The following is a 26,935-nucleotide window of genomic DNA, read 5'->3' on the forward strand; positions in this document are numbered from 1 at the left end:
ATGTCTATCCAGTCCTTGGCCGATTGAGCTTCATTTATCGGCTCTTTTTTTAAAAGAGACAGACTTTTTTCTAAACAATGAAAGAACCAGCTGCACGGGCAGCTGGTTCTTTTTTTTTCTTGAGGTCTTTGTTAATTTTATTAATAAAATGTAAATAAACCCATTGAATTCCAATTAGGCTAATAGAAGGGGAAAAGCTTTTTCACTTTGAGAAAAGCATATTTATCTATTTCTTACTGTTTGATTATTTACCTTTTTAAGGAAAAATAATCATACTTTTGGCTATCAACCCAATCAAATTTATTTTATAAATAAAACGTTAAAGTTTTCGTTGAATTTTGTTAAAGCGGCTTTTTTGACTCCTTTTTATGTTTAAATGTCCTTGAGAAAAGGAGGAAACTGGAATGAGTCACATTGAGCTTTCAAAGGTATCCAAGTCGTACGACAAACAGCGCAGCGTGCTCGAAGCAATCGATGTTTCGATTGAAAAAGGAGAGTTTTTTGTGCTGGTTGGCCCGTCCGGCTCGGGTAAAAGCACGCTGCTTCGCATGATTGCCGGTTTAGAAGACATCACGAGCGGCACGATACATATGAATGGACAAGTAGTAAACCACCTGCTGCCGAAAGACCGTCACATATCGATGGTGTTCCAAAATTACGCGCTGTACCCGCATCTTACGGTTGAGCAAAACATTTTGTTTGGCCTCGATGCCAAAAAAGTAAGCAAGGACACCCAAAAAAAGCGCCTTCATGAAACGGCGAATATGATGGGACTGGAAGATCTTCTGAAACGAAAGCCACGGCAGCTTTCAGGCGGTCAGCGCCAGCGCGTCGCCCTAGCCCGGTCCGTTGTCAGTGAAGCACCGCTTTGCTTGATGGACGAGCCCCTGTCAAACCTGGATGCCAAGCTTCGGGCGCACATGCGGATGGAAATTCGCCGGCTTCAAAAAAAGCTCGGCCTGACGATGGTTTATGTTACGCATGACCAGGTAGAGGCAATGACAATGGGCGACCGCATTATGGTGCTGCACGATGGGAAGATTCAGCAGGTCGGAGAGCCCATTACCTTATATAACGAGCCAGCTAATTTGTTTGTCGCATCGTTTATCGGTTCACCGAAAATGAATATGGGCAATGCCGTCATTAAAAATCATCAGGTGATCATTGAAGAGTCGCTGTCGATCCCGATCGAAGCAGCCGATATTATGGAGCTGCCGAAAAACCGGCGCCTGACAGCCGGTATCAGGGCCGAGCACCTTTATCAGGGTAAAGCAGAGGCAGACGCAGACGCAGACACGCACACATTGCCTGTGATCAATGTAGAACAGCTCGGCAATGAAACGATGGTTACCTTTGAAGTGGGCCGTGAATTCTGGACAGCCAAATGGCTTGGCCAGCACCCTGTCCGCGTTGGTGATCGCGCAGCCATTCGTTTATCTGCTGAAAACATCCACTTTTTTGATGCGGAAACGGGCGAACTGCTCAAAGCAGCCTCCGCTTCAGCGGCAAAAGAAGGAGTGGCTATATGAGCGAAGCGGCCGTTTCCATTCAATCAGAGGCGGCAGAGCTGATCGGAAAAGCAAAGCGAAAGCGGCGCATACAAAACACGGTAAAAGGGCTGCTGTTTTTGCTGCCATCGATCATTCTTTTTTCCGTCTTCCTGTTTTATCCGATGATCCGTACAGTTTATTTGAGCTTTTTTCTGACCAATACAAGCGGTATGCCGACTGTGTTTGTTGGGTTTGATAATTTTATCAACATTTTCACGTCGCCTCTTTTTCAGGACAGCTTGAAAACGACCTTCTTATTTGTGCTTTACACCGTTCCGGGTACGATTCTCGTCAGCTTGTTTCTCGCGGTGCTGGCCAATGAAAAACTGCGCGGCATCGGCTTGTTCCGGACTATTTTTTCTTCAACGATGGGCATTTCTGTAGCGGCGGCATCCGTTTTCTGGATGTTTTTATTTCACCCGACGATGGGCTGGCTCAACCAGTTCCTGTCCGTTTTCGGAGTGGAAGCAATCGGCTGGCTGACGGACCCGAAATGGGCGCTTTTCTCTGTGGCTCTTTCAACCATCTGGATGAACATCGGGTTTACCTTTTTAATTCTGCTAGGCGGTCTTCAGTCGATTGACTCGTATTTGTATGAAAGTGCAGATATCGATGGTGCGGGTTATTTTTACAAGCTGCGCCGCATTACCGTGCCGATGCTGTCGCCGACGTTATTTTTTGTCGTGACGGTCACACTCATTAATGCGTTTCAAACGTTTGGCCAGGTGGACATGCTGACACGCGGCGGTCCGCAAAATGAAACGAGCGTCATTGTGTATTCCATTTACCGGGATGCGTTTGTGAACTATCAGTACGGTACCGCGAGTGCGCAGGCGGTTGTTCTATTCATCCTGATTCTTTTGCTGACGCTTTTACAGTTTAAATGGGGAGAAAGGAAGGTTCACTACCAATGAGCATGCCTCTGTCTCAAAAATTGTTTTTATACGTCCTGCTCACGGTAGCCGCCATTCTTGTGTTTGCCCCGGCACTTCTGGCCCTGCTGATGAGCTTTATGCCGAGCGAGCAGATTTTAACCGGTACGATCATTCCCGATTCGCTGACACTTGATCACTACCGCAAGGCATTTGAGCGATTTCCACTGATGAGCTACCTGCTCAACAGCTTAATCGTTTCGCTGCTCATTACGGCCGGGCAGCTTTTATTAAGCAGCCTGGCGGCGTATGCGTTTGTGTTTTTGGAGTTTAAAGGGCGCGACACACTGTTTTTTCTTTTTATTGCAACGATGATGATTCCCTTTGAAGCTTCTATTATCCCAAACTTTCAAACGATTCGCGATCTGAACTTTTTAAACACGTACACGGGGCTTTCACTGCCGTTTTTTGCGATGGCATTCGGGACTTTCTTGCTGCGGCAAAATTTCAAGCAGATTCCAAAGGAATTAAAGGAAGCCAGTGAAATTGCCGGAATTGGAGACTTGAAATTTTATTTAACTGTAGTGCTTCCGGTCGCCAAAACAAGCCTTGTAACACTTGGCGTATATGGATTTTTAAGCGCCTGGAACATGTACCTGTGGCCGCTTCTAGCCACAACGGATGATTCCGTCCGCACCGTACAGATCGGACTGAAGCAGCTTCAATCACAGGAGCAGCTGAATGAATGGGGTGTCATTATGGCCGGCGGCATTATTGTCGTGCTTCCCACACTCATTCTCTTGTTTTTAGGGCAGAAAAAATTGCAAAAAGGCTTAACAGAAGGCGCATTAAAATAACGAAAAGGCGGTTAGGGAACATGAAAAAAAGATTAGCTTATGGATTACTCGGTCTTTCCATTTTTGCAGCGGGCTGCAGTTCAGCCGGTACTGAAGCTGAAAGCGGCACTGCGCCGAAAACAGAGGACGGCAAAACGGTTGTGACCTTCTGGCATGCGATGGGCGGGCAGGCACAGGAAGCACTGAATGAGACGGTCGCTGACTACAATGCCTCTCAGGATGAGGTACAGGTCAATGCAGAGTTTCAAGGGACATATGAAGAATCGCTGCCGAAGTTTCACAGCGTAGCCGGGACGGACCAGGCGCCAACTGTAATTCAGGTGCAGGAAATCGGATCGATGTCGATGATTAACAGCGGCAACATTGAGCCGATCCAAAAGTTTATTGATGAAGAGGAGTACGATATGAGTATTCTGGAAGAAAACATCAGCAATTACTACAAGATTGACGGTCAGTTTTATTCGATGCCGTTCAACTCCTCTACACCGGTTATGTACTATAACAAGGACGCCTTTAAAGCGGCTGGCCTAGATCCGGAAGCGCCGCCGAAAACGTATGAAGAAGTGGAAGCGGCAGCCAAAGCGATTACCGAATCGAACCCGGAAATGAAAGGTTTTGCACTGCAGGCGTATGGCTGGCTGTATGAGGAGCTTTTGGCCAATCAGGGCGGCCTCTTAATGGATAACGACAACGGCCGGTCTGACACACCGACAGAAGTGGCTTTTAACAATGAAAAAGGAAAATCCACATTTGAGTGGGTCAAACGCATGATTGATGCCGGTACCTTTGCAAACTACGGCACAAATGGCGACAACATGGTGTCCGGATTTTTAGCCGGGGATACCGCTATGTTTTTGCAGTCATCCGCTTCATCACGTGATGTGATCGATAATGCACCGTTTGAAGTAGGCGTTGCGTTTATTCCGCATCCTGAAGCGGAAGAGCGTCAGGGTGTCGTCATCGGCGGAGCAAGTCTCTGGATGTCAAGCGGCAAATCAGAGGAAGAGCAGCAGGCAGCATGGGATTTTATGAAGTACGTTCAAACGCCTGAAGCGCAGGCGAAATGGCATGTTGGCACTGGCTACTTTGCTATTAATCCGGCTGCGTATGACGAGCAGATTGTCAAAGATGCCCATGAAAAAATGCCGCAGCTGAAAACAGCGATTGAGCAGCTGCAGGCAACGAAGCCGTCTCCTGCTACACAGGGCGCGCTGATGGATATGATCCCGGAGGAACGCAAAATCATGGAAACAGCACTCGAAACCGTTTATAACGGCGGCGATGTAGACGAGGCATTTAACACAGCAGTTGAACAAGTGAATGCGGCGATTGAACAAGCGAACGCAGCCCGCGGAAATTAACGAAATAAAAGGAGAATAAAGCGCCTGCTTTATTCCCTCAGGCTGTTGACAAACGCTCACTTTCGGCGTCACTGGCCGGCTGTGAACGCTCATGACTCCCAAAAGGTCACTCCGCTTCCCAGCCGGCCAGCGTTCCTTAAAAGCCAAACGTTTTCAATCAGTCTGCTTTATTTTCTTTTTAGGATGAAAGGAAGGAAACACGATGAAGACATTGATTTACGGGCACCGTGGAGCGAAAGGGTCTTTTCCGGAAAACACCTTACTTAGCTTTCAACAGGCAATTGAGCAGGGAGCGGACGGCCTTGAATTGGATGTGCATATCACAATGGACGGTGAAGTGGTCGTGATCCATGATGAGACCCTTGACCGGACAACCGATGGCAGCGGTGTGGTGAGCGAGAAAACAGCAGCGGACATACGCACATACAGTGCAGGTGTTCGTTTTGCACATTTACCCCAGTACAAGCCGTTTTGGGACGAGGAAAGGGTGCCGTCATTGCAGCAGGTGCTCCAATATCTCGCTCCTTATGATGTAGAGCTGAATATTGAGCTGAAAACGTATAGCGTGCCGTACGAAGGAATTGAGAAGCGGGTGCTGGATGTGGTCCGGCGCTACGGGGGCGGACGCAAAATCGTGTACTCTTCTTTTCATCTGCCAACTTTAATCCGGCTGAGCAATCAGGAGCCGGGTGCTGAGACGGCCTGGCTGTTGAATGCACCGATCTCACGGCCGGGTGACTATCTTGATACGTTCGGCTTTGAAGCTCTGCATATAGGAAAAGAAGTCTTTTTTTCAAACGAAGCGCATTTTGCACGATGGGCCGACCGTCTGCGGGTTTGGACTGTAAATGACCCGTACGACATACAGCGGCTAATCACCGCCGGGGTCGGTTCCATTATTACCGACGTGCCTGACGTGGCTCTGGCCATCCGATATGAGCAGGAAACGGTCAGGCAGTAGATGGGTAACAGACAGAGAAGATAGCAGAGCGGCAGCGGCCGGACGGTAAGCACTCTGCCTGCACGTGTCAAATAACACCGAAGCGGTCTGCCACGTGAGCAGGCCGCTTTTTAGGAAACGGTGTAACCAAACGAAATTTTCCCCGTTTTTTGCCTCCTTTTATGGTAAAATGAAGGAAAAAGGAGAGTGGAAAAGTGAAGAAAATGGTTCAAGCAGCCGGAATGCTGTCGTTTTTAGCAGGCGGTCTGTCTTTTAGTGGACAAGCCTCCGCTGATGCCGCGGCATGCGCTCAGTATGGAAGTATACAGCCGGGCGTTAATCCGTCCTTTCAGCACATTAACTGCCTGCTGACAGCAGAAGCACTCGAGCAGGATATCCCGCCGGAGGTTGTCAAAGCGGTCGCGATGGAAGAAAATGCGTGGAAACAGTTTGATGAAAACGGAGATCCGATCGTTTCAGATGATGGCGGTATTGGTTTGATGCAGCTGACAAATCAGGCCGCCTTTGACCAGGAACGTTTAAAAACCGATATCGTTTATAATATCGAAAAAGGCGTAACCGTGCTCGACGAGAAGTTTAAAAGCAATGTCCCGAAAATTGCCGGTGACAGACGCGACGTGATTGAAAACTGGTATTTTCCTGTGATGGCCTATAACGGCATCAAGCCGGTCAACAGTCCGTTAAAGCAGGAAACAGGCGAAGTAAACGTGGAGGCTTATCAAGAAAAGGTTTTTGCTGAGATCAAAGCATCGAGTTTTATAAATGATCGATCATTTGCTGACTTTGGCTTTCAAACCTCGGATTTTCAGTATGATCCAGATAAGACAGACAACATCGTATTTAAGAAAATGAGCTATACGCCGACGGGCAGCTTGACGCAGACTACTTATAGCCTGCAAAAAGGCGATCAGGCCGTTACGGTAAATAATACGCCGGCGCTGCGCAGTGTTCCAGGCGGCGGAGCGGAAGAGATTCTTGAGGAGCTTGCTGAAGGAACTCTTTTAACCTTGACCGGACCGTTTCAATTTGACCAAAATCCAAACAGCACCCGGCAATTTGTCTGGTATCCAGTAAAAACGGCCGATGGCAAAACAGGCTTTGTTTCGTCTGCTTACCTCCAAAAATCGGACAAGCCTGCTGCTTCGCTGTTTAAAGATGTATCAGCCAATTACCGCTTCTACAATGATATCGCAGCCCTCAGCAGCCAGGACATTATCGGTGGGTACAAAGACGGAACCTTTAAGCCTGGCAAGCAAGTGACGCGCGGAGAAGCAGCATCAATGGTTGTGCGGGCGCTTGGATTGCCGATCAACGGGATGAAGCCTATTGAAGTCGCGAAAAAGCATGGGATTATAAACGGAGACAGGAACGGCCGTTTAGCAGAAGGGGAGCCGGTTACAAGAGCACAGGTGGCCATTATCCTGACGAATGCGTTCCAGTTAAAGGAAAGCGCTCCGATTTCCTTTACAGATGTACATGAACGAATGGCCGCATATGATTCGATCCGTCGTATCGTGGCAGCAAAAATTACCTACGGAGATGAAAACAACAAGTTTAATCCGGACCGGCCTGTTACACGCGGCGAGATCGCGGCCTTTTTAAACCGGACGCTTGAGCGGTAACCCAAAAGACCTGCCGATGGGCAGGTCTATTTTTTATTGCCAATTGTGCAAAATTCAAAATAAATGTTTTCGAGCGAAACAGCAAGGGAACAGAGAAAAGATTGACTATACAGGAGGGCTGCGTATGTGGAATGCACTAATGTGGGGCGGTATCTCCGGCTCGGCGGTTTTATTAGGCGCGCTTGCTGCTCTGTTTCTGCCAATTCAAAAACGAATCATCGGCTATATTATGGCGTTTGGGACAGGCGTGCTGATCGGAGCCGCTGCCTATGAGCTGCTCGGTGAATCGATAAAAGAAGGGGGATTTTGGGCGACAGGAATCGGATTTTTAGCCGGCGCTCTTGTATTTACACTTTTAGACATTTGGATTTCCAGAAAAGGCGCCAGTGAGCGGAAACGGTCACACGGGCAGTCTTCTGGCGGAAATTCGGGAATGGCCATTTTTATCGGAACGGTCATGGACGCGATCCCCGAGTCGATTATGATCGGGGCAAGCCTGTTAGCTGGAAAAGGTGTTAGCTTTCTTCTTGTTATCGCTATTTTTATCAGTAACGTTCCAGAAGGGCTCTCGAGTACGACCGGTCTTTTAAAAGGCGGCTATTCCAGAAAAAAAGTAATGGGGCTATGGGTAACGGTTCTTCTTATTTCTGCTCTTAGCGCCTGGAGCGGCTACTTTTTCCTTGAAGATGCCAGCCCGGCAGTGATGGCGGGGATTGCTGCTTTTGCAGGCGGCGGCATTATCGCGATGGTCGGCTCCACCATGATGCCCGAGGCCTTTGAAGAAGGCGGTCCGGCTGTCGGCTTTATGGCGGCACTTGGTTTGTTTGTCTCGCTTTTATTAAACGAATTATAAAAAGAGGGGAAGCCCTCTTTTTTTTATGTCTGCGCTGCATAGAAACGCTGCATAGAAAATCTGCTACACTGATAATAAGAGGTGGAATATATATGATAGAAGCAGAACAGTGGATCGAAGGGCTGATTGAGCAGGCGGGCTGGCTTGGGCCGGTTTTATTTATTTTTTTACATCTTATCCGCCCGTTTTTGTTTCTGCCGGTTGTGGTTGTTTGTGTAGCTGGAGGATATTTATTTGGGTTTCTTGGGGGAGCAGTTTATTCGATTATCGGCTTATCGCTGATGAGTGCCGTTTTTTATAAATTGGTCAACCACTTTCCGCGTGTGGGCGAACGGATGCTGAAGCTGAAGCGGAAAGTGGCGGGAGAGCGAAAAATGACGATCGGGCAGGTGATGGTGCTGCGGGTCATGCCATTCGTTCATTTTCATCTGCTGTCTCTTTATTTAATGGATATGACCAAATCCTACCGGGAGTATATGCATTATTCAGTGCTGGGCGTCATCACACCGGCTCTTTTATACACAGCGTTTGGCGAGGTTATCGAGCGGATGCCCTGGTATGAATCGCTTACCTTTTTAACGGTCCTGCTGGTGCTTTATGCGTTTTTAGAACGGCGGAAAAAACAAAAGCAGGAACAAAGCGAAGATTGAGTACTTATTTCATTATGTGCAAAATTCAATATTATTCTTTTAAAAAGAACAGCGAACCAAAAAGGTTTATTCTTTGTCAGCGGGGGAATACTTTTTCTGTAAAATAAAACGGATGGAGTGGATACCATGACACAAGATAAGTTCGAAAAAATGGATGAACAAACACCTCCGCAAACACAAAGCGAGCAGCCGGGTATCGAGTCGGAAATGACCCCTGAGCCGCTGTACGATGATCCAAATTACAAAGGGTCCGGCAAGCTGGCCGGCAAAACAGCACTGATTACGGGCGGCGACTCCGGTATCGGCCGCGCTGTTGCGGTCGCTTTCGCAAAAGAAGGCGCAAACGTGGCGATTGCGTACTTAAATGAAGAAAGCGACGCGAAAAAAACGGTTGACATTGTAGAATCCTACGGAGTAAAAGCGATGCACAAAGCAACGGATATCAGCAAGGTGGAAAACTGCAGACAGCTTGTAGAAGACGTGGTCGCAGAGTTTGGCGGTTTAAATATTTTAGTAAACAATGCAGCCAAGCAATTCCCGACAAAGGACTTTTTGGAGATTTCACCTGAGCAGCTGCAGGAAACGTTCCAAACAAATATTTTCTCAATGTTTTACCTGTCACAGGCTGCCCTGCCACATTTAAAAGAGGGCGATGCGATTATTAATACATCGTCTGTAACAGCGTACCGCGGATCACCGGAATTGATCGATTACTCCTCTACAAAAGGAGCGATTACGACCTTTACCCGCTCACTGTCCGCGAATTTAGCGGAAAAAGGTATTCGGGTCAACTCGGTAGCACCTGGTCCGATCTGGACGCCGTTGATCCCGGCTACGTTTGATGCGAAAAAAGTAGAGAAGCACGGTGCGTCTACACCGATGAAGCGCCGCGGACAGCCGTCTGAAAATGCGCCGGCTTACGTGTATCTTGCTTCAAATGATTCCACGTATGTGACAGGACAGACGATCCATGTCAATGGTGGCGATTATATTACATCTTAACACCAAAGCCCCTGCCTAAAGCAGGGGCTTTTATGTAAGAAAAGTTCACATTTCTATTGTGCTTTCTGGGATAAGGCTTTATTCTAGTAAAGTAATCTATTTTAAAAATAGAAATGGAGAGATGGCATTTGGAAGCATTTGTGACCTGGTTAAATGGCATTTTATGGAGTACCCCTGTTATTTATATTTTACTTGGTGTTGGACTCGTTTTCTCAATTTTGACAAGGTTTTTACAAGTTCGTCATTTGAAAGAAATGGTAAAGCTCATGTTTCAGGGCAAAAGCTCAGAAGCAGGTGTATCTTCTTTCCAGGCATTAGCCATTGCCTTAAGCGGGCGGGTTGGTACAGGTAATATTGCCGGGGTAGCGTCCGCTATTTTCTACGGCGGTCCTGGAGCGGTTTTCTGGATGTGGGCGATTGCTTTTATTGGAGCGGCCAGTGCGTTTATTGAATCGACACTTGCACAGATTTACAAACAAAAAGAAGGTGGCCAATACCGTGGTGGTCCTGCTTACTACATTGAAAAGGGAATCGGTATTAAGTGGTTTGCTGTTTTGTTTGCGATTGCTGCCTTGATTGCGATGGCTGTTTTGATGCCTGGTGTTCAATCGAATTCGATCGCCTCGGGTATTGAAAATGCATTTGGTTTAAATCCTGTTATTACTGGTATTATTACAATATTGTTTCTTGGCTTTATTATTTTTGGCGGCGTTAAACGGATTGCTAATGCTGCACAGGTCATTGTACCTTTTATGGCGCTTGGCTATATTCTGATTTCTTTGATTATTGTGTTAATGAATATTACAGAGCTTCCTGGCGTTATTGCTCTTATTTTCCGCAGTGCGTTTGGCGCTGACCAGGTTTTTGGCGGTTTGCTTGGAATGGCGATTGCATGGGGTGTTAAACGCGGTGTTTATTCAAACGAAGCAGGACAGGGGACAGGTCCTCATCCGGCAGCAGCTGCTGAAGTGTCTCATCCGGCGAAACAGGGGCTTGTACAAGCATTTTCTGTTTACATTGATACGTTGTTCGTTTGCTCGGCAACAGCTTTTATGATTTTGTTTACAGGTATGTATAATACAACAGCTGAAAATGGCACAATGATTGTTGAAAATCTGGCAGGCGTTGAAGTAGGCCCTGGCTTTACACAAGCTGCTATTGATAGTGTTCTTCCAGGCTTCGGCGCTGGATTTGTAGCTGTTGCGCTGTTTTTCTTTGCCTTTACTACCATTATGGCGTACTACTATATTGCCGAAACAAATATTTCTTATTTAATGAGTGGCAGAACAAATCCAATTGCGATCAATACATTGCGCGTTGTATTGTTGATCACTACGTTTTATGGAGCAACAAATGAGGCTGCTCTTGCATGGGCACTTGGAGATACAGGCCTTGGCATCATGGTCTGGCTGAATGTTATTGCCATTGTTATTTTAGCAAAGCCGGCGCTCATTGCCTTAAAAGATTATGAGGCACAGAAAAAGCAGGGCAAAGACCCGGTTTTTGACCCGAGGCCGCTTGGCATTAAAAACGCTGATTTTTGGGAAAACGATTATAAGCCAAATAGGGATGATCAAACTGTCTCACCTCAACAAAAAACAAGCGGTCCGTAACAGGACTGCTTGTTTTTTGTTGAACAAATTATTCAAATAAAAAATAATCCTGCTTTATTTCAAATACGTTTCCGTTTCCGGGACAATTTGCTAAAATAAGCAAGGATGAAAAAAAGGAGGGTTTTACATGACTGGTGATCAGCGGAAAAAGTTAATGATTTTAATGATCAATATGTTTATTGCCATCGGCAGCTTCGGCATTATTATTCCCATTTTGCCTGCATATTTAGATTCGATCAACGAGGGGGGAATGGCTGCCGGACTGATGATCGCTATTTTTGCGGGTGCGCAGCTTGTTTTCTCACCGATTGCCGGTAAATGGGCGGACGATTATGGACGGCGGAAGATGATTATTTACGGCTTGTTCGGCCTTGCGCTCTCGATGTTCGTGTTTTATTTCTTTGATTCGATTTGGATGCTCTACGCCTCGCGTGTGATCGGCGGAATTGGAGCGGCTCTGTTGGTGCCGGCTATTTTCGCTTATGTCGCGGATATTACAACGTTTGACCAGCGCGCAAAAGGCAACAGCTTAATTTCAGCCGCGATGTCGTTCGGAATCGTTGTGGGTCCTGGTATTGGCGGCTTTCTCGCTGACTTTGGCTTAAAAGCACCGTTTTTGATTTCAGCGATTGTGGCGCTGTTCGCGGTTTTTTTCTCGATTGTGCTTTTGAAAGAACCGGATCGCCCGGAGCAGCCGGCTGCAGCAGGTCATCCGGCCGAGGAGCCAATGATGAAAAAGCTGGCCCGCTCAGTTACGATGCCGTATTTTATTCCCCTTGTGATTACGCTTGTGATGAGCTTTGGCTTGATGGCGTATGAGTCGGTGCTCGGCCTGTTTGTCGACGATGAATTTGGCGCCACACCGCAGGATATTGCCCTGATGGTGACCTCTACCGGCGTTGTCAGTGTTCTTGTTCAATTGTTTGTGGTTGACCGGATTGTAACGAAATATGGGGAAGGAAAAGTATTAAATCTATTCCTGGCGGTAGCCGCTCTTGGATTCTTTATTTCCCTGTTTGCCGGAAACTACTGGCTGTTTTTCGGTATTTCATTGCTTATTTTTTGTGCCACATCGATTTTGCGCCCGGTGCTCAATACGCTTATTTCTAAAATGGCGGGATCGGAGCAGGGATTTGCGATGGGGATGAACAATATGTATATGTCGATTGGAAATGTGCTCGGCCCGACCTGTGCCGGCCTTTTGTATGATGTGAATATCTTTTTCCCATTTATGCTTGGTCTGGTGCTGCTTGGCCTGACGCTTATCATTACAATGATCTGGCAAAAGCGGTCTGTGAAACAAAATGCGCTGTCTTCTTCATAAGAAGGCAGCTTTTTTTGTCGAAAAAAGGCGATGAAACATGGATTGACAATCCATCATTACTGTTGTAAAATCACTTCCATTGACTTTTAGAACTGTACACAATAAAATTACAGTATGTTTTCAGAAAGGGGAACGCACGGTTGAATAGTAATTTCACCATCGCGGTTCATAGCCTTGTATACCTCGCTTATTTGCCGGGACATATGGCATCCAGCGAGACCATCGCTCATAATGTGGCAACGAATCCTGCCCGCGTCCGCAAAGTGATGAGTGCGCTCCGCAATGAAGGTTTTGTGAAAACAAAAGAAGGTGTCCGGGGAGGATACATGCTTGATGAAGATCCGGGGAAGATTACATTAGGACATGTATATGAAGCGATCGCACGTGGTGCTCTGCAGCCCAGCTGGCAAACAGGAGATCCAAAGTGTGGCTGTCCGATTTCTTCGAATACACAAACGGTGATGGACTTTATCTTCAAAGAAGCAGAGGATTCGTACGCATCCTTTCTACACCAATTTACGGTTGCGGCTGTTTTACTTCAAATTAAAGCAGGTACATGACCGGTAGAAGCAGGGAAGTGGAAAAATGGGGAACAAAACACAATTTCGTGTCGGTGACTGGGTACAGGGCGAAACGTGGGATAAACAGAGAATCTACGGATATGTCGTAAAAATAGAGAACCCGGAAGACATCACAAAAGTATATATTGTAGAGTCCGTCAACAAAGAATTAGAAGGACGAATGATTCGGGTGCTGTCCAAGTCTCTTCAGCTTGTGCCGGAACAAGAACCCGCAGAAGCGGCGCTTGAACAGCTGATTGATATGGCTCTTTTAACAAAAGATGAAGAATGGTTTGGGCAGCTGCTTCAGCAGCTGCAGGAACTGCGAACACAATATTCATAAACAGCGTCAGCTCTCTGCTCAGCAGAGAGCTGATCTTGTAAAGGAGACGTTCACATGAAATCAAAGTATACTTCTTTATTTGAAAAAACCACCCTGCGCAGTGGTCTTGAGCTAAAAAACAAACTGGTTATGGCGCCGATGACCAATTTTTCATCAAATGAAGATGGAACGGTAACGGATGCGGAAGTCGCTTATTACGCACGTCGCTCTGAAGGCGTAGCAGCCGTTATTACAGCTTGTACATATGTAACACCGAATGGAAAAGGATTTGAAGGAGAATTTGCGGCTGACCGGGATGAAATGATTCCAAGTCTTGCGAGTCTTGCTTCTGCTATTAAAGAGAGCGGCGCAAAAGCCATTTTGCAAATTTTCCATGGCGGCCGCCAGGTGCCTCCGCATTTAGTCGATGGAGACGTGGTCAGTGCAAGCAGCGTACCGGCTGAAGCAGAGGGAAGCCCTGTGCCGCGTGAATTATCTGCCGCGGAAGTCGAAGAAATCATTACTGCTTTTGGCGAAACCACCCGCCGCGCCATCGAAGCGGGGTATGATGGTGTGGAAATTCATGGAGCGAACGGCTACTTAATTCAGCAGTTTTTCTCTCCTCACTCCAACCGCCGGGAAGACCGGTGGGGGGACCGTCTGGCGTTTCCGCTTGCCGTTGTGGATGCCGTAAAAAAAGCCGCTTCACAGGCAGACCGTCCTTTTGCGGTCGGCTACCGCTTTTCACCGGAAGAGCCGGAAACACCGGGTATTACTATGGCAGATACGCTTGAGCTGATCGATGCCCTGAAGGAAAAAGAGCTGGATTATCTGCATGTATCCTTGATGGAGTTCTGGTCCGAGCCAAGACGCGGGGTGGATGACACACGTACACGCCTGGAAATCATTAAAGAACGTGCAGGCGAGGCGGTACCGGTTATTGGTGTCGGCTCGATTTACACAGCGGATGATGCGGTAAAAGCACTGGCGACGGGCGTCGATTTGATCGCGATCGGCCGCGGGCTTATTATCGAACCGGATTGGGTACAAAAAGTAGAGAGCGGCCGGGAAGAAGCTATTGCCGTGAAGCTCGATAAAGACGCGCAGGAGCAGCTTGTCGTGCCAGACCCGCTCTGGCAGGCGATTGTGAACACACCGGGCTGGTTCCCGGGCGTATAAGAAAGGGTGCATGGTTATGCCTTTTATTACAGTGAAGGTGCTGGAAGGAAAAACACCTGAACAAAAACGGGAGCTTGTCCAGCGAATGACAGCAGCGGTACAAGAATCATTTGATGTGGATGCGGACAAGGTTTTTATCTTTTTTGAAGATTTAAAACCGGGTGACTACGGCAAGCAGGGTGAACTGCAATCCTTTAAAGAAGAAAAATAATCGGGCAGCCCGGAGTGATCCGGGCTGTTTTTCTGTATAATAAGCAAAAGGACACACCAAAAAGAGGAGTCGTTATGACCGATACATTTCAATCATTTTCATTACACAAAGATATTTTACGAGCACTTGATTCACTTGGCTATCAGCAGCCAACCCCTGTTCAGGCTGCGGTAATCCCTGAATCACTTAAAGGGTCCGATTTAATTGTCAAGTCACAGACCGGCAGCGGAAAAACAGCATCGTTTGCGATTCCGCTCGTGCAGCTGACCGATTGGGATGAAAACAAGCCGCAGGCACTTGTCCTGACACCGACGCGGGAGCTTGCGGTTCAGGTAAAAGAAGACATCACCAATATCGGCCGGTTCAAACGAACGAAAGCGGCTGCTGTATACGGGAAATCACCGTTTGCCCGTCAAAAGCTGGAGCTAAAACAAAAAACGCATATTGTCGTCGGCACACCGGGACGAGTGCTTGACCATATCGAAAAAGAAACGCTTGATACGAGCAAAATCCGCTTTCTTGTCATTGATGAAGCGGATGAAATGCTGAATATGGGCTTTATCGAACAGGTATCATCGATTATTGAGCGTCTGCCAAAAGAGCGGGTGACCATGCTGTTTTCCGCCACTTTCCCGGAAGACATTGCCCGTCTCGCAGACACGTATATGAAAGAACCGAAGCGGATTGAAATGGCGAAAGAAGCGGCGGCTCCATCGATTATCCATGAGCTGATTCATGTGGCGGAGGAAGCCAAAAACCGTGTGCTTAAAAACGTGTTAACAGTAGAAAATCCGGAAAGCGCCATCCTGTTTTGCCGGACACAGGAGCGGGTAGAAGCGCTGTTTGACATGCTCGATGCAGCCGGTATTTCATCTGGCATGCTTCACGGCGGCATGGTACAGGAAGACCGGTTTATGGTGATGAATAAATTTAAGCGGGCGGATTTCCGCTACCTGTGTGCAACCGACGTTGCGGCGCGCGGCATTGATGTGGAAAATATTCCGCTTGTCATCCACTTTGACGTACCGCTCGAGCGGGAAGCCTATGTGCACCGCACCGGCCGTACCGGGCGTGCCGGCCATACAGGCAAAGCGATTACGTTCATGGCCCCGTTTGAAGAAAAATTTATCGAACCGATAGAAGAATTGATCGGATTCGAGCTGAACCGGGTAGAACCGCCATCTGAGAAAGCAGTAGAAGCGGCAAAACCCGCATTTGAGGAAAAAATGGCCGTGCGTCCTGAGCGAAAAAGGGACAAAGGGGAACAGCTCAACAAGGACATTATGAAGCTGTACTTTAATGGCGGCAAAAAGAAAAAGCTGCGTGCGGTTGACTTTGTCGGTACCCTTTCTAACCTGCCGGGCGTAGAAGCAGCCGACATCGGCATTATTACCATTCAGGATAATGTTACCTATGTAGAGATTTTAAATGGGAAAGGGCCGGCTGTGCTCCGCGCGATGAAAACAACGACGGTAAAAGGAAAGCAGCTGAAAGTGCAAAAAGCAAGAGGCTGATCTCAGCATGTAAAGCATGTCCGGTACAATATACCGGGCGTGCTTTTTAAGTATGAGTGAATGGAGTTTAAAATTAAGATAATCGTTTTTAAAAAGAGTGAACATTTCGCACCGTTTTAAAAAGCTAGACCCCTCTATTGACTGGAGCAGCCAGGAGTCTAGCGCAGCTTGCACGTTGTACTAATACGGAAAAGGTATCCGTTTTGCATGTTACTTTCTCTACGTTTGATGTTTCGAAAGCCCGCGGAATGAGTGCGTTCATCGATTTTGTGGCATAGTCATTCGTCCGGTAGCTTTAAAAAACCATAGCCTGCTTCCACTGCGTTATGTTCATCTGGTTTTCCCTTAAAAGCGAGGTCTCGAAACAATAGTCATGGCCAAACAGCTTATTATATTCCTATTTCCCGCATTTTTGCGGTGATTGCTTTGATCCTGTCCTCCATACCGGTGCCATTGAATTTCTTAAACCGCAGTTCACTCACAATGCTTCCGTCGCACATAAACATAATACGCTCCGTCCTGGCTGCAACCTTTGCGTCGTGAGTGACAAGCATAACCGCAGTTCCTTCTGTATTTATGTCGGAAAGTATATCCATGATTTTTTGTGCGGATGTTGAGTTAAGCGCGCCAGTCGGCTCGTCACCGAAGATAATTTTCGGCTGGCTCATCACTGCGCGGCATATTCCTGCACGCTGAAGCTGCCCTCCCGAAACCTCGGTAATATCACGCTTTTCCAGTTCGCTAATCCCTACTTTTTTCATAAGCGCTCGTGCTTTTTCCATCGTCTTCGCAGCGTTTTTCTTGTTATCCCGCATGGCGGGGAGAATAATATTATCGAGAATATTCAGGTTTTTGAGCAAAGTCGGCTGCTGAAAAACAAACCCCATTTTTGTTCGGCGTATGTCGCTAAGCTCCTTTTCACTAAGTGCTGATAGATTTCTGCCATCAAACAAAACCGTTCCGCTGTCAATGCTGTCCATTCCACTCACCGCATACATCAGAGTTGTTTTTCCTGAGCCTGAAGGGCCCATAATTGAGATGAATTCTCCCTCATTAATTTTAAGAGATACGCCACCCAGAACAGGGTGTGTTTCATTTCCTGCGCTGAAAGATTTGACTATGTTTTCACCGATAATCATCTTCATCATCTACTCCTTCATATTGGCGGCTATTTTTATTTGTCCAGCACCCCATGTGCCAAGCATGGTGGCGATCAGCACCGTGCCTATCATCAACAGCAATGGATACATAGAAAGTGGATGATCCACAAATTGAAACGAAGATGCCCCGAACGATGAGATAACCGCGCCCGCAAGTACTTCTCCAAGAGTGTTGGCGAGCAGTGTCCCAAGAACCATTCCTGCCATCAGGACAAAGACCGAACGCGAAATGTACTGCATGGCAATATCCGAGTCCGTAAAACCCACCGATTTCATGACAGCAATGGAGTAGCTGTCCTTTGCGACAAGCATTTTCATAAACAAAAGAATAACCAATCCCGCGATCATCAGCGCAACAGCAATGGACGTATCGGAGGCCTTTCCAACGGAGCTTATGGTCGAGCCGAATGTCTGTGCAACATATTCATCAATGTGCGAAACCTTCGCGAAATGAAATCTGTCCGCATATTCTGAAGTCTTGGCTTCAGCCAGAGACGGATCAGAAAGCTTTGCGTAAATAACGGACCACATAATATCCGCCGAGTCGTCGGAGAAAACCGCTTTTGCGGTTTTGCCACCGTTCGTAACGTCGGAATACACCCCGCGCACCGTGAAATCTTTTTCCTTGCCATCAATCACCAGCGTCATGACATCGCCGACTTTTATCCCCAGATCATCAGCGTTCATCGTTGAAAGCGCAATTTCATCCTCTGCGACGGGCGCTCTGCCTTCGGAATATTGTACGGGGAGTACCGAATGGTCGCCAAGCTCAATTTTTATTCCTTGCTCCGTTCCGTCTGCCGCCTTTGCGTTGAAGGTTTTGGTCGTAAGCACCGCATACTTAGAGATAGAGCTGTCGCGCTCCATCACCTTTACAATTTCTGCTGCTTTTTCGGAAATATGGCTGGTTTGCTGAATATCAATGCGCATATCGCTGCTTCCTATCCCCATGTACGTAATAAAGCTTTTAGAGGAAATCGTATTGTACAGATTTTGTGGAACGATAATGATAAAGGTCGAAATGATGAGCACGGCAAGCATTGTGGCGTAGAGGCTTTTTCTTGCTAAAACATCTTTTACTCCCAGAAATGTATTCGTAGTAAGCAGCCTGTTTCTACTTAGGCGGAAATGTTTTGCGCCTGCGGCTTTTCCTTGTGAAGTGCCAAATCGTATTGCGTGTGCGGCCGATATTTTTCGAAATCGTTTCAGCACGTGGTTTACATAAGCAATCATGGCAAGGAAAACAATCAGTATACCGACTATTCCGAAAACGAAAGCGAAAGAAGCATGTTCACTTTCTCCCATATAAAGTCGTATATTTTCAAGAAGCAGGCCCCTGAAGACAAATGAAAGGGCAAATCCAAGCATACAGCCAGCTGCTGCAATCACCGCGTATTTCACTAGATAAATCTTTTTTAAGTCAGAAGCCTGCAGCCCAATTGCTTTCATGACACCTATTTCACGGTAGTCGTCTTCGATTTTTGCAAGGAGCGTAAAGTGTATGCACATAAAGGTGATGGCAACGATTAGTGTACTGACAAGAAGCAGAACCGCGATCATCAGCCCATCAGAAATAGCATTAAGCATTTTAAAAAGAGGGTAGGTGATGGTCGGTCCGTTTGCTTCAAGCCCTGCAGAGGTGTAAGCCGTTTCGAAGGTGCTTATTTCAGACATGTTCTTTAATCTGAATTCAATCAGATATTCCGTGCTCCCACTGTCCTTTATTGCTGCATAATCGTTTTCGCTTACAAGAAACCTCTTTGACGATGCAAGCAGCGAATTCATCTGTGAGTCACGGAGAAATCCCGCCACAGTCAATTTCTTTCCGTTTATCGAAATCGTATCACCGACTTTTCCAGTGCCGTCCTTCATGTAACTTACTGGAATATAAATTTCTCCATCGAAGACCGTTATAACGTTTCCGTCAAGATCAAGGAGGTAATCAAATTTTTCGCTTTGTGTGGTGAAGCCGTTATCCTGAACACTGTCCGCAAGGGAGTTTCCGTTAATGACAATCTGTGCACCGTCCACATTGAGAAATTCAAGCACCTGAAATTCATCGACAAGGCTGTTTTGCTCCGCAAAATCTGCAAGCCGTCTGGTATCAATAGCACCTGAATGCATCTGCATAAAATGCGGTGTTTTCGCTTGATCCATAAGCATATTTATCGAGCCTGAAAGATTGACGACAAGGATCGCCGAGAGAGAAACAAGCATAGCCGCTACGGCGACAAATATCATGGTTGTCATGGTTATCAGTTTGCTTTTTAACATGTCATTACGGATTATTCTGTAATACATACGCCACCCCTGTTTTTAAGGTTTTTAACCGATTTCAGGCTGTACAAAATGAAAGCAACATATCGCAAAATCCCGCTCATCATAATGAGTCATCTCGTTTTCTGCCATGAGATTTAAAAGGGTGGGGACATCAAAGCAAGAAAAGTGGCAAGTGCTATTGCTCTTTCCGTCTGCCCGAAAACATAAATCCTACATAAACGCCAAGGCGGCTTTTTGCAGGTGAAATAAGCTGTGCTGGCCGCAGAAGAAGTTTCTTGCATTACCCATTGCCGCTGTCAAACATCCTCATCATGTACGTAAGACTTCCGCTTTCAACACCGAGCAGTCTTTCTGCGTTGAAAATAAACGCCTGTATACGCGAAGCACGCTCTTCATTCGTTAAATTAACTAGTTCCTCATCAAAAATGGTATTCGTATACGCCACAACCATTTCCATGCATTCATACGGATAGGGCGTGCTGAACAGTCCCTGCTCAATGCCCTCCCGGATTATGTCCGTGAGGATCGGTGGAACTTCGTTGATGATGACCTTTTGTATTTTCTGATGCATAAGCGCGTTCTGAGGCTTGTGAATATGCTCCATAATTTCTTTGTCATTTCCGCCACTTATGTTCAATGCCATAACCACACGGATAATGCGTTCAGTCACGGGTATGTTCTTGTCTGCGGCAACCTCTTTCGCTGCTCCTAAAAGAAGGTCAGTGTGCCGCTCAATCAAGGCATTCATAATCTCCTCTTTTGATTTAAAGTGATAGTAAAGCGTTCCCCGTGCAACTCCGACTTTTTCGAGAATATCATTTGTCGTTGTGCCATCAAAGCCCTTCTGACCGAAAAGCTCAGCAGCAGCATCAAGGATTTCATTTCTGCGCTCCTCGGCTTTTTTTGTAACTCTCATTTTTACACCTCCTCTTTATAGACCGTCTGCCTGTCGGTTTTATGCTTTTATAATATCATACTACTGGTTGAAAATAAAATTCAAGTAAAATTTTTACAGATTATCCGTACGTGAAAACCCACCAGAGGCAATAGCCTGCCTTTAGGCGTGGGAGAAGTCAAGAAGCTGTCCTTTAATGGCGGCAAAAAGAAAAAACTGCGTGCCGTTGATTTTGTCGGCACTCTTTCCAATCTGCCAGGCATAGAAGCAGCCGACATTGGCATGATTAGCATTCAGGACAATGTAACCTATGGAGAGACTTTTTGTATTGCCCTGCAGCACCTTTGACAGCATAATCCGGTTGTAATTCGGATGCGGTTCCTCTCCAAAGACGGTCAGGTCAAAACGGTCCGTACCCAGTGCCAGCATTTCTTCTAAACAACGAATACCCGCCTTGCCATTACCGACCAGCACCACTTTTTCTTTCATGGAAACCTCTCCTTTATTTTTGTTAAGGTAATCATAAAAGAAAAGACCGGTATTGAATTTGAAAAAATCACAATCGATACGGAAATGTGTGGTAGCTTTGTGGACAAAAGAAAAAACCGGAACGAGCTGTCCGGTTTTTACGAATCGATTTTTTTTACGCCTTTTATAAGCAGCCATTGAAGAGGGAGGCGGCCCCACAGTAGCCAGGCGGGCAGCTTCCGGTCGCCGAGCGGAATTCTTTTCGCTGCCATGAACACATTCGCCGGAAACACCGCCGTTAAAAACGCCGGCATCGTTTTGGTCACAAAGGAGGTGCCGCGGTTGAGCAAAAGAAAAACACCATACAGCACTTCAATTACACCGGAGATGGCAACAATCGCTCGTTTAAAAGGCAAAAAGCCTGGCACGATCGCTTCAAAACCTTTCGAGCGGGTAAAGTGGGCGATTCCAGCAAACAGGAAGCCGGCGCCGTACAATAATCTGATGATCGTTTTCATAGGTTATTACACTCCTTTTCTCTTACGGTAAAAAAGGCGGGGAGGGTTGTCAAATAAAACGAAAAGAACTATTTTTACGAGAAATCATTCCAATCAGCTATGCTGCCGACTAATAGGCCTGCCACCGCACGTATACATATTCGCAAGGATAAGAAAAACACCGCCATGCACGGCCGCATGACGGTGTTTTTTTTGATTAAACGGTAAACTTACGGACCACCTGCTGTAGCTCCTCGGCCATGACAGACAGTGATTTCGATGCTAGATTTACTTCTTCTAAAGAAGCAAGCTGCTCCTGGGTCGCGGCGGCCACTTGTTCAGCGCTTGACGCGTTGTTCTGGGCCACCTCTGAAACAGAATGAACGGATGAAGTCAGCTGCTTCACAATCGCTTCTACCTGGGCGGCAATTGAAGAAACATCGTGCACGTGCGGGGTTATCTGCTCCATGCCGTTTAAAATGCCGGTGAATTTCTCAGACGTATCATCCGACAGGGAAATGCCTGTTTTCACACTTTCAGACGCCTGGCTCATCAATTCAACCGAACGCTGCGTGTCTTTTTGAATAACATTAATCAATTCGGCAATCTGGCCGGCCGATGCTTGCGACTGCTCGGCCAGCTTTCTAACTTCACCGGCTACAACGGAAAACCCTTTTCCATGCTCGCCGGCGCGTGCTGCTTCAATCGCTGCGTTTAAAGCAAGCAAATTGGTCTGATCAGCAATCGAAGAAATCACGTCAATAATGGTATTGATCTGAGCTGAACGGCTGTTTAATGATTGAATCATTTCATCCGATGCTTGCACATGAGATTGAATGTCGTTCATTTGGGCAACGGTGCGGCGGACAGATTCTTCTCCTTCAGACGCATGCGCCATCGCCTCCGCTGCTGAAGCGGCCATCACACTGGTGCTGTTTACAATTTTGCCGGCACCGGTACGAAGCTCGTTCATATCCTCTACAATCATGGCGAGCGCGCTTGTTTGCTGGTCGGCGCCTGCGGCAACCTTTTGAATCGAATCGGCTACATGTCCGGTTGCAGCGGTTGTTTCATCTGCCGAGGCCGTCAGCTCCTCGGAAGCGGCCGCCACCTGCTCGGTATTGCTGTCTACCTGGCCAATGAGCTCACGCAAATTTTGCGACATCCGGCTAAAGGCCCGTGATAAATCACCGATTTCATCCCTGCGGTCGTTCGCTTCGATCGATTGAGTTAAATCTCCCTCGCTCAATGTTTCAGCGCTTTCTTTAAGAGACAGGAGCGGGCGCGTAATCGAACGGATAATCAGCCAGACAAGGGCCGCGCCCACAAGCAGTGACAGCAGGATCGTGGCGGCTGTTTTCCATAAAATCGGCTGGGCCGCTTCCGTGATTTCACTAGAAACCATCGTTCCGCCAATTTTCCAGCCGGTTGTTTCATTGGTTAAAAACGTCATAAATTTGTCCTGGCCGTTGAATGTGTAATCAAACGAGCCGGATTCGCTGTCGTACATCCGGCCATACAACGCGTCGGTCGCTTCCGCACCGAATTCTTCCGTCGGATGAACGATAAAGTGGCGCGCTCCATCAAGCAAAATTGGATAGCCTTCTTTACCGACTTTAATAGGACTCGTCATATTCGTCAGCGCCTCCATCGTCAGGTTAATCCCAATGACGCCGCCCTTGTCAGCGGTCTGCCGGGCAATGGTCACAACCGGCGAGCCGGAGGAAGAAACGTATGGCGGGGTAATGATGGTGTCACCACCAGCGTCAAGAGCCTGTTGATACCACGGACGCTCCCGCGGGTCATAATCTGCTGCAAGCTCCTGGCGCGGCTCCTGCACCATGACACCATCGGCCGTGCCAACGTAAATGCTGACTACTTCGGGATGAAGCTTTGCGTATTGGTCGAGACGAAGGCGCAAGGCCGGACTGTCTTCACCCTGTATCGATTTTGCGGTAACCAGTTCACTGTAAACTTCCGCATCGTGGGTTTTCATTCCAACATAATCGGTAATAAGCCGGTCCAGTGTTAAAATATTTTCATTTGCTGAAGCCAGCATTTGCTTTTTTATTTCATTTTTTGCACTGTTATAAGCGGAAAAGCCAATTAAAAAAGAGGGAATTAAAAGAATAGCTAAAAAAGAAAGGATAAGTTTTTTGCGTATGGTCCACTTCATGATGTTGCTCCTTTTTGTATGATGATTTTATTTTAGCGTTTAAATGGAAGGAAGCAATGATTTTTTATGAAAAAAACGTGACTTTTTTAATAAATAAAAACCCGGACCTAAGGCATGGGTCCGGTAAAAGTCGTTACGTTATTTTTTTGTAGAATGAATCGTCGTACACCTGTAAATGAACATCTGCTTCAATGTCTTCATTTTGAAAAGCGGCCGTTTTCATGCCGGCTGCCCGGGCCGGGATCAAGTCAAGTGAGCGGTCGCCAATGGCCCAGTCCAGTCCGTATTTTTCCTGCAGATACAAATAAGCGGCGGCATCCGGCTTGCGCGGAAATCCATCTTCCTCCGGACTGATAATTTCAGTGAAATAATGGAGCAGTCCAAATTTGGTTAACAAGTTTTTGGTGGATGCTTTTGTCCGATGTGTCACGATCACATTCACGTCCGCCCGGGCAAGCACGCGGTCAATGCCATCGAAGGGGAGGCAGGCTGACTCCGATTGTTTATGATCCAGCTCTGCAAACATCGCCCGAAAATCTTCTGAAATGCCATAATGTGCAAAAGCAAGCTTTGAATTTTTTTTCAGCCAGCGAAGCGCTTCAGCCTGGTCGACCGGCGTACCGTGTGCGGCTTCGTGCACCGCGGCAAAGCTCGCTAAAATGGCCGGGTATGTATCAAAAATCGTTCCGTCTAAATCCCAAAGTAGTCTCATGTAGTGGTTCTCCTTTTTTATTCATATAAAACTGATAGGCGCCTTTACCGCTTTGCTTCACTTCGTACATCGCCGCGTCTGCTTTTTTCAAAAGCTCATCCACGTCTTCACCATCCTGCGGGTACAGAGCGATGCCGATGCTTGGTGTTACAACAAGCTTTCTGCCATCTATGTAATAGGGCTTACTGACGGAGCGCAGCAGCCGCTCCGCAATTCTCTCTACTTCTTCCCGGTCCGTAAATCCGCTCACTAGGGCTGTAAATTCGTCACCTCCCTGGCGTGCAGCCATATCGCTGGAGCGGAGGGAAGCAGACAGCCGCTTGCTGACCGAGACAAGCAGCGCATCACCTGCATCGTGGCCCAGTGTGTCGTTGATCGCTTTAAAGCCGTCCAGATCCATGTACAAAACGGCAAAGGCTTTTTCTTTTTCCAGAACAAGACTTGCTATCTTCTGGTTAAAGAACAGCCGGTTCGGCAGGCCGGTCAGCGCATCGTGATACGCCATATGCGTCATTTTACGATGCTGCTTTTTTTGATCTGTCACATCTTTACCAATACCGTAAATCCCGATTACTTTTCCGTCAACGATAATGGGGATATTGGTTATACTCATAATCAGCTCATCGCCGGTCCGGCTGCAAAGCGTCATTTCATATTGACGGGCACTGCCTTTTAAAAGAAAAGAAAAATGCTCCAGCACCTTTTTCTGATCTTTGCTTGCAATAAACGACTTACTGTGCAGGCCAATCACATCTTTTTCGTTTGAAAAGCCAAGCAGGTTTGCAGCGGCCTGATTCACGGATTGAAAACAGCCGTCAAGCTCAATTGAAAAAGCGGCCTCTGGATAATAATCAAACAGGGAACGGTACCGCTGTTCATTGGCGGACAGCTCCCGGGAGCGCTGGAGCAGCTGATCATACAGCCGCTGGTTTTCTACCAGTGTCACCGCCTGGCGAATCATCAGCAGCACAATGGAAATCGAAGCGCCAATTGTCAGGGCATTAAAGCCAGAATAAAAGAGCATAAACGCAAACAGAACGATTACCCCGATATAAGGCAGGGAAAAGCGCACGATGCCCATCTGTTTAGACATCGTGTGTGATTCAGACGGTGCCCCGCCATACAAATGACCGGCCAGTGCGATCAATAAAGTAGATAGAATATACATTGGATCGGTAATGTTGCCGGACTCGTAGCCGTTATGGAAAATCATGCTTAAATACAGAATGTCAGCTGTAATTTGGACGAGCAGCCCCAGCAAAATAAGCCCCATTTCCTTTTTAGCATGCGACTCGTTCAATCCGAAAAAGAAAGTGGCGGCGGCCAGCAGCATACCGATATCTGAAACAGGGTAACACAAGTTCACCAGCAGATCAAAGAGTGACGCCTCTAGCTCTCCTACCATATTCCGAATAATAAAATGCCAGATAAAGCTGACAGCGACCGTCATCGTAATGAGCATATCAAATACCATGCGGACAGTCTGAGCCGCTTTGTGCTCCTGCTTAAAGCGGACAACAAGAGCGAGAATGTAGCAAAAAGCCTGCGCTACATAAAAAAAGTCTAAAAAGCCGGCAATCGGGATTTCCTGCCCCAGAATGGTTTCATACCAAAACCATAAGCATTCTGACAGGAAATAAAAGGACAGGCCGGTGAAAATTAATTTCCAAAAAAGCGGCTGTTTCATAGCGTTAGCCAAAAGAGCTCGTAAAAGCCAGTAGCCGGCAATACCAGGGGCGACAATTGACAGCACATTGCCACCGAGTGTTTTTGCCCAGTCATCGTTTTCAAACGAAAAAAGCCATACATAATAAATGGCTGTGATAAACAAAATAAAAACAAGGTACCGCTTATTCAAAAAGCCATCCTCCGTCTCAAGCAACATATTTTATCATTTTAACATAAAAAAGAACTGCTTCGGCAGGCCGTTCTTTGATTTTTAAAAAGATTCTGTCACGCTGTTTAATGTAGCGGCTGAACCGGCTCTCGTTCAATTTCCTGAATGACGCTAAAAAAACGGCTACAAACTGCAGTTAATTCTGACAGTTTGTTTCTCTGTATCGCTGAACAGGGAAAGAAGCGTCGCAAAATCCTGATCGGTTAGCCCCATCATAAAGATTGGGGGCGCAGAAATAGAACCGAGTGCAATTGGGATATGTGAACTGCCTTATTGTGCTATTTTGTAGGGAAATAGTGTAAATGTTCCAGCGTAAACCAGCTATTTTTTTTAACATAATTTTAGGTGTTTTTTGACTGGAAGAACATAGAGGACAAAAAGAATACAGGAAAAAGCGGA

Annotated in this window: 23 protein-coding genes and 2 pseudogenes; 17 read left to right on the top strand and 8 right to left on the bottom strand. The window is 46.9% G+C overall.

Annotated elements, in window-relative coordinates:
• Positions 1-404 precede the first annotated feature (404 nt).
• The 16 genes from VP97_RS04490 to VP97_RS04565 all read left to right on the top strand — a co-directional run bounded on the left by VP97_RS04490 (position 405) and on the right by VP97_RS04565 (position 16,451).
• A complete protein-coding gene (locus VP97_RS04490) occupies positions 405-1,529 on the top strand; it encodes an ABC transporter ATP-binding protein (RefSeq protein WP_050180496.1) in 1,125 nt (374 codons plus the stop codon).
• A complete protein-coding gene (locus VP97_RS04495; protein WP_050180497.1) occupies positions 1,526-2,464 on the top strand; it encodes a carbohydrate ABC transporter permease in 939 nt (312 codons plus the stop codon). Before VP97_RS04490 ends, VP97_RS04495 begins: the two co-directional genes overlap by 4 nt.
• On the top strand, positions 2,461-3,279 hold the full coding sequence (locus tag VP97_RS04500) for a carbohydrate ABC transporter permease (protein WP_050180498.1): 819 nt from the start codon (positions 2,461-2,463) through the stop codon (positions 3,277-3,279). The genes VP97_RS04495 and VP97_RS04500 overlap by 4 nt, the downstream gene beginning before the upstream one ends.
• 20 nt (positions 3,280-3,299) lie before the next feature.
• Positions 3,300-4,640 (top strand): ABC transporter substrate-binding protein, encoded by a 1,341-nt coding sequence (locus VP97_RS04505; RefSeq protein WP_050180499.1) that lies wholly within the window; start codon positions 3,300-3,302, stop codon positions 4,638-4,640.
• 202 nt (positions 4,641-4,842) lie between these two features.
• Positions 4,843-5,601, top strand: a complete 759-nt coding sequence (locus VP97_RS04510) for a glycerophosphodiester phosphodiesterase (RefSeq protein ID WP_050180500.1) — start codon at positions 4,843-4,845, stop codon at positions 5,599-5,601.
• 203 nt (positions 5,602-5,804) lie between these two features.
• Positions 5,805-7,223: an S-layer homology domain-containing protein gene (locus VP97_RS23150; protein WP_245629838.1), complete on the top strand. Its 1,419-nt coding sequence runs from the start codon at positions 5,805-5,807 to the stop codon at positions 7,221-7,223.
• A 124-nt stretch (positions 7,224-7,347) separates the two neighbouring features.
• Positions 7,348-8,076, top strand: coding sequence for a ZIP family metal transporter (locus tag VP97_RS04520; RefSeq protein WP_050180501.1), 729 nt, complete (start codon positions 7,348-7,350; stop codon positions 8,074-8,076).
• Positions 8,077-8,168: 92 nt separating this feature from the next.
• Complete coding sequence (locus VP97_RS04525) at positions 8,169-8,726, top strand: TVP38/TMEM64 family protein (RefSeq protein WP_050180502.1); 558 nt, start codon at positions 8,169-8,171, stop codon at positions 8,724-8,726.
• Between the two features lie 126 nt (positions 8,727-8,852).
• On the top strand, positions 8,853-9,728 hold the full coding sequence (locus tag VP97_RS04530; RefSeq protein WP_050180503.1) for an SDR family oxidoreductase: 876 nt from the start codon (positions 8,853-8,855) through the stop codon (positions 9,726-9,728).
• 128 nt (positions 9,729-9,856) lie between these two features.
• A complete protein-coding gene (locus VP97_RS04535) occupies positions 9,857-11,341 on the top strand; it encodes an alanine/glycine:cation symporter family protein (RefSeq protein WP_050180504.1) in 1,485 nt (494 codons plus the stop codon).
• Positions 11,342-11,468: 127 nt separating this feature from the next.
• A complete protein-coding gene (locus tag VP97_RS04540; RefSeq protein WP_050180505.1) occupies positions 11,469-12,665 on the top strand; it encodes an MFS transporter in 1,197 nt (398 codons plus the stop codon).
• Between the two features lie 140 nt (positions 12,666-12,805).
• Positions 12,806-13,225, top strand: a complete 420-nt coding sequence (locus tag VP97_RS04545; RefSeq protein ID WP_050180506.1) for an RrF2 family transcriptional regulator — start codon at positions 12,806-12,808, stop codon at positions 13,223-13,225.
• 25 nt (positions 13,226-13,250) lie between these two features.
• Positions 13,251-13,568 carry an RNA-binding protein gene (locus tag VP97_RS04550; RefSeq protein WP_050180507.1) on the top strand — a complete coding sequence of 106 codons (318 nt, stop codon included), beginning with the start codon at positions 13,251-13,253 and terminating at the stop codon, positions 13,566-13,568.
• 54 nt (positions 13,569-13,622) lie between these two features.
• Positions 13,623-14,726, top strand: coding sequence for an NADH-dependent flavin oxidoreductase (locus VP97_RS04555; protein WP_050180508.1), 1,104 nt, complete (start codon positions 13,623-13,625; stop codon positions 14,724-14,726).
• A gap of 16 nt (positions 14,727-14,742) precedes the next feature.
• On the top strand, positions 14,743-14,937 hold the full coding sequence (locus VP97_RS04560; RefSeq protein ID WP_050180509.1) for a tautomerase family protein: 195 nt from the start codon (positions 14,743-14,745) through the stop codon (positions 14,935-14,937).
• A gap of 74 nt (positions 14,938-15,011) precedes the next feature.
• Positions 15,012-16,451, top strand: a complete 1,440-nt coding sequence (locus VP97_RS04565) for a DEAD/DEAH box helicase (RefSeq protein WP_050180510.1) — start codon at positions 15,012-15,014, stop codon at positions 16,449-16,451.
• A gap of 389 nt (positions 16,452-16,840) precedes the next feature.
• On the opposite strand, the gene VP97_RS04570 is transcribed toward VP97_RS04565, so the two are convergent.
• The 3 genes from VP97_RS04570 to VP97_RS04580 form a co-directional block, all read right to left on the bottom strand.
• Positions 16,841-17,599, bottom strand: coding sequence for an ABC transporter ATP-binding protein (locus VP97_RS04570; RefSeq protein ID WP_050180511.1), 759 nt, complete (start codon positions 17,597-17,599; stop codon positions 16,841-16,843).
• A complete protein-coding gene (locus tag VP97_RS04575; RefSeq protein ID WP_050180512.1) occupies positions 17,600-19,912 on the bottom strand; it encodes an ABC transporter permease in 2,313 nt (770 codons plus the stop codon).
• 259 nt (positions 19,913-20,171) lie between these two features.
• Positions 20,172-20,807 carry a TetR/AcrR family transcriptional regulator gene (locus VP97_RS04580; RefSeq protein WP_050180513.1) on the bottom strand — a complete coding sequence of 212 codons (636 nt, stop codon included), beginning with the start codon at positions 20,805-20,807 and terminating at the stop codon, positions 20,172-20,174.
• A 156-nt stretch (positions 20,808-20,963) separates the two neighbouring features.
• Between VP97_RS04580 and VP97_RS23155 the strand changes: the two are divergent.
• A pseudogene (locus VP97_RS23155) lies at positions 20,964-21,098 on the top strand (DbpA RNA binding domain-containing protein); the annotation flags it as partial.
• Here the strand turns inward: VP97_RS23155 and VP97_RS24885 are convergent.
• The 5 genes and pseudogenes from VP97_RS24885 to VP97_RS04605 form a co-directional block, all read right to left on the bottom strand.
• Positions 21,096-21,275: pseudogene (locus VP97_RS24885) on the bottom strand (hypothetical protein); the annotation flags it as partial. The pseudogenes VP97_RS23155 and VP97_RS24885 sit on opposite strands and share 3 nt — an antisense overlap.
• A 137-nt stretch (positions 21,276-21,412) precedes the next feature.
• Complete coding sequence (locus VP97_RS04590; protein ID WP_050180515.1) at positions 21,413-21,772, bottom strand: DoxX family protein; 360 nt, start codon at positions 21,770-21,772, stop codon at positions 21,413-21,415.
• 196 nt (positions 21,773-21,968) lie between these two features.
• Entirely contained in the window at positions 21,969-23,927 is a 1,959-nt protein-coding gene (locus tag VP97_RS04595; RefSeq protein WP_050180516.1) for a methyl-accepting chemotaxis protein, read from the bottom strand.
• A gap of 133 nt (positions 23,928-24,060) precedes the next feature.
• Positions 24,061-24,639 carry an HAD hydrolase-like protein gene (locus tag VP97_RS04600; protein WP_050180517.1) on the bottom strand — a complete coding sequence of 193 codons (579 nt, stop codon included), beginning with the start codon at positions 24,637-24,639 and terminating at the stop codon, positions 24,061-24,063.
• On the bottom strand, positions 24,602-26,497 hold the full coding sequence (locus VP97_RS04605) for a DUF4084 domain-containing protein (RefSeq protein WP_050180518.1): 1,896 nt from the start codon (positions 26,495-26,497) through the stop codon (positions 24,602-24,604). The genes VP97_RS04600 and VP97_RS04605 overlap by 38 nt, the downstream gene beginning before the upstream one ends.
• Positions 26,498-26,935: the final 438 nt, after the last annotated feature.

The organism is Domibacillus robiginosus (assembly GCF_000966195.1).
Lineage (GTDB): Bacteria > Bacillota > Bacilli > Bacillales > Domibacillaceae > Domibacillus > Domibacillus robiginosus.